The organism is Citrobacter sp. S55_ASV_140 (assembly GCF_018919505.1).
Classification (GTDB): Bacteria; Pseudomonadota; Gammaproteobacteria; order Enterobacterales; family Enterobacteriaceae; genus Citrobacter; species Citrobacter werkmanii.
This window is the reverse complement of record NZ_JAHLQZ010000273.1, coordinates 1-4,165: the sequence shown is the minus strand read 5'-3', so window position 1 is coordinate 4,165 and position 4,165 is coordinate 1. Positions and strand designations below refer to the sequence as shown.

The following is a 4,165-nucleotide window of genomic DNA, read 5'->3' as shown; positions in this document are numbered from 1 at the left end:
GGTAATGAGTGTCGTCTCTTTGAAGAAGAATTTGCTCAATGGGTTGGTACAAAATATGCAGTTGCATTGAGCAATGGTACATTGGCGCTGGATGTTGCTCTCAAGGCATTAAATATTGGAAGTGGTGATGATGTCATTGTCACTTCTCGTACATTTTTAGCATCGGCATCATGTATTGTTACAGCGGGTGCCAATCCTGTATTTGCGGATGTAGATCTAAACAGTCAGTGTATTACAGCGGAGACCATTTCAGCTGTTTTAACACCTAATACTAAAGCAGTCATTGTTGTACATTTAGCTGGGATGCCAGCTGAAATGGATCCGATTATGGAGCTAGCTGAGAAACATGGTCTTTATGTTATTGAAGACTGTGCACAAGCACATGGCGCTCGATACAAAGGCAAGCGAGTTGGTAGCATTGGCCATATTGCTGCTTGGTCGTTCTGTCAAGATAAGATCATGACGACGGGAGGCGAAGGTGGGATGGTGACCACCAATGATAAATCCCTCTGGTCTTCAATGTGGAGCTATAAGGATCACGGCAAGAGTTATGATGCTGTCTACAATCGTGAACACAAACCGGGTTTTAGATGGTTGCATGAGTCATTTGGTACCAACTGGCGCATGTTGGAAATGCAGGCTGTGATCGGACGCATTCAATTAAGAAAAATGAATGAATGGACTCAGCGTCGCCAGGAAAATGGTAAATCGATTGATGCTGCGTTAGCTGATCTCAGTGGTGTGAGGTTAGTAAATATACCAGATTATATTGAGCATGCGGAATACAAACATTATGTGTTTATTGAGCCATCAGCTTTAAAAGAAGGCTGGAGCAGAGATCGTATTATTAATGAAATTAATGATGCTGGCGTACCTTGTTACCAAGGTAGTTGCTCTGAAATTTATCTTGAAAAAGCATTCGATAATACGCCATGGCGGCCTGAGCAGCCTCTACCTCATGCAGTAGAGTTGGGTAATACTAGTCTAATGTTCTTGGTTCATCCAACGTTAACACCAGCAGAAATTGATTTAACATGTGAAGTGGCACGTAAGGTTCTGACTAATGCCCTTATTTGACAAAACTAGTCAGTTATAAGTATCTACTAACCTTACTTGAGGTAGCAGATCGTGCTACCTCCACCCTATTTAAATGTGGTATAGAATGTTAACGCAACTACTCAGTTTGCCTCGTAATATAAAACGCATAATCATGGTGGCGATAGATTTTGTTTTATTGCTTATCGCTTTCTGGGGAGCTTTTTGGGTCCGGATGGATGTTTCTGCACCTTATACTAGCTACGAGCACTGGAAGTTACTAGCTTGTCTTATTGTTGTTACTGTATTTGTGTTTGCAAGGATGGGGTTATACCGTACGGTTCTAAGATATGTCACAGCCAAGATATTTGTGACTGTCCTGCTAGGCCTTTGCATATCAACAGTACTGCTCATAATATTATCATATTTTTTTGATATGTTTCTTCCCAGAACAATACCAATAATTTATTTTGCTTTCTCATTATTATTGATTTGCGGTTCAAGACTATTATTTAGGATGTTGCTTACTTATGCTGTGCGTGGACGAACGCCAGTTATTATTTATGGAGCAGGAGCCTCCGGTAGACAACTTTTAACCGCCTTAAGGCAGGTAGATGAATATTTCCCGGTTGCATTTATTGATGACAATCCTCTATTGAATAAAGTCGTTATTCATGGTGTAACTGTTTATTCTCGAAAAAATATTGAAAAATTAGTTCATCGCTATGGCATTAAAAAAATACTATTAGCGATGCCTTCTATTTCAATTGAAAAACGAAAAGAAGTTATTACATATTTAGAGGACTTTCCATGTGAAGTTTTATCCATACCTGGTATGGTAGATCTTGTTGAGGGAAAGGCTCAAATTATGGCTCTCAAAAAAGTGTCAATTGATGATCTCCTCGGAAGGGAACCTGTTTCACCTGATGCAGAATTATTAGCGAAAAATATTCGTAATAAAGTTGTCATGGTTACTGGAGCTGGTGGTTCAATTGGCTCTGAGATATGCCGGCAAATTATTTTACAACACCCCAAAATTCTGATTTTGTTTGAAGTGTCTGAGTTCGCACTTTATTCTATCGAAAAAGAACTAACTATGCTCGCGCATAATGATAATAATGATGTTGTAATAATCCCGCTAATGGGATCAGTTCAAAAACTACATCGTTTAGAAACTATTATGCGTGTTTTTAATGTTAATACTGTTTATCACGCTGCAGCATATAAACATGTCCCTCTGGTTGAATATAATGTAGTAGAAGGTGTTAGAAATAATATTTTTGGGACACTGTATTGTGCTCAAGCAGCGATATCATCTAATGTTGAGACTTTTATCTTGGTTTCAACTGATAAAGCTGTTAGACCGACTAATACGATGGGGGCGACGAAACGTGTTGCGGAGTTGGTTTTACAGGCTTTAGCGCAAGAGCAGTCAACAACCTGTTTCAGTATGGTCAGATTTGGTAACGTTTTAGGCTCATCAGGGTCGGTTGTCCCATTGTTTGAAAAGCAAATCGAGCAAGGTGGGCCTGTTACTCTGACGCATAAAGATATCATCCGCTATTTCATGACAATACCAGAGGCTTCTCAGTTAGTTATTCAGGCTGGTGCCATGGCCAAAGGTGGAGATGTTTTTGTGCTTGATATGGGCGATCCTGTTCGAATATATGACCTGGCAACTCGTATGATCAAACTATGCGGCTTAAAGATTAAAGATGAATCAAATCCGGATGGCGATATAGAAATTAGTGTCACTGGGTTGCGCCCAGGAGAAAAGCTCTACGAAGAATTGCTGATTGGCGAGCAAGTTCTTGGTACATCTCACCCGAGAATTATGACGGCACATGAAGATATGCTCAGTTGGGCAGAACTTGAAAGTTACCTGAAGCAAATGGATGAGGCATGTACTAATTTTGAGCATGATATCATTCGTAATCTTTTACTGAAAATACCGACAGGTTTTCAACCCACCGATGGTATTTGTGACCTGGTATGGCATGCAAAGCATAATGTCTCCGGATGCACTTTGAATGTGACATGTTGAGTTAGCACATCAACCGCTATCTACTTTCAAGTATCCTGGGTTAACATCTAGAACACATTCAAGCCGCGCATACCTTGCGCGGTGACCACACCTGACAGGAGTATGTAATGTCCAAGCAACAGATCGGCGTCGTCGGTATGGCAGTGATGGGGCGCAACCTGGCGCTCAACATCGAAAGCCGCGGTTATACCGTCTCCATCTTCAACCGCTCCCGCGAAAAAACTGAAGAAGTTGTTGCCGAGAATCCGGGTAAGAAACTGGTTCCTTATTACACGGTGAAAGAGTTCGTCGAGTCTCTTGAAACCCCTCGTCGTATCCTGTTAATGGTGAAAGCGGGCGCAGGCACAGATGCTGCCATCGACTCACTGAAGCCGTATCTGGATAAAGGCGACATCATCATTGATGGTGGTAACACCTTCTTCCAGGACACTATTCGTCGTAACCGTGAACTGTCCGCAGAAGGCTTTAACTTCATCGGTACCGGCGTATCCGGCGGCGAAGAGGGCGCACTGAAAGGCCCGTCCATCATGCCTGGTGGACAGAAAGAAGCCTACGAACTGGTTGCGCCGATCCTGACCAAAATTGCTGCTGTGGCGGAAGATGGTGAGCCGTGCGTGACCTACATCGGCGCTGACGGCGCGGGTCATTACGTGAAGATGGTTCACAACGGTATCGAATACGGCGACATGCAGCTGATTGCTGAAGCCTATTCTCTGCTGAAAGGTGGCCTGAACCTGTCTAATGAAGAACTGGCAACCACCTTCACCGAGTGGAATGAAGGTGAGCTGAGCAGCTACCTGATCGACATCACCAAAGATATCTTCACCAAAAAAGATGAAGAGGGTAAATACCTGGTTGACGTGATCCTGGACGAAGCAGCGAACAAAGGCACCGGTAAATGGACCAGCCAGAGCTCTCTGGATCTGGGCGAACCCCTGTCGCTGATCACCGAGTCCGTATTCGCGCGTTACATCTCTTCTCTGAAAGATCAGCGCGTGGCGGCATCTAAGGTGCTGTCCGGCCCGCAGGCCAAACTGGCTGGCGATAAAGCTGAGTTTGTTGAGAAAGTGCGTCGCGCGCTGTATC

3 protein-coding genes are annotated in these 4,165 nt (G+C 43.4%); all 3 read left to right on the top strand.

Annotated features, from left to right (window positions below; translation table 11 throughout):
• The coding region (locus tag KQJ18_RS22250) for a DegT/DnrJ/EryC1/StrS aminotransferase family protein (RefSeq protein ID WP_216422762.1) at positions 1 to 1,077 on the top strand (1,077 nt) is incomplete at its 5' end.
• 85 nt (positions 1,078 to 1,162) lie between these two features.
• Positions 1,163 to 3,079 carry a nucleoside-diphosphate sugar epimerase/dehydratase gene (locus tag KQJ18_RS22245; RefSeq protein ID WP_216422760.1) on the top strand — a complete coding sequence of 639 codons (1,917 nt, stop codon included), beginning with the start codon at positions 1,163 to 1,165 and terminating at the stop codon, positions 3,077 to 3,079.
• A gap of 107 nt (positions 3,080 to 3,186) precedes the next feature.
• The coding region (gene gndA, locus KQJ18_RS22240) for an NADP-dependent phosphogluconate dehydrogenase (protein WP_216422759.1) at positions 3,187 to 4,165 on the top strand (979 nt) is incomplete at its 3' end.

What these genes read in the sequence shown, in the direction of transcription:
- KQJ18_RS22245 (WP_216422760.1), top strand. Translation starts at nt 1,163, where the DNA reads ATGTTAACGCAACTACTCAGTTTGCCTCGTAATATAAAACGCATAATC.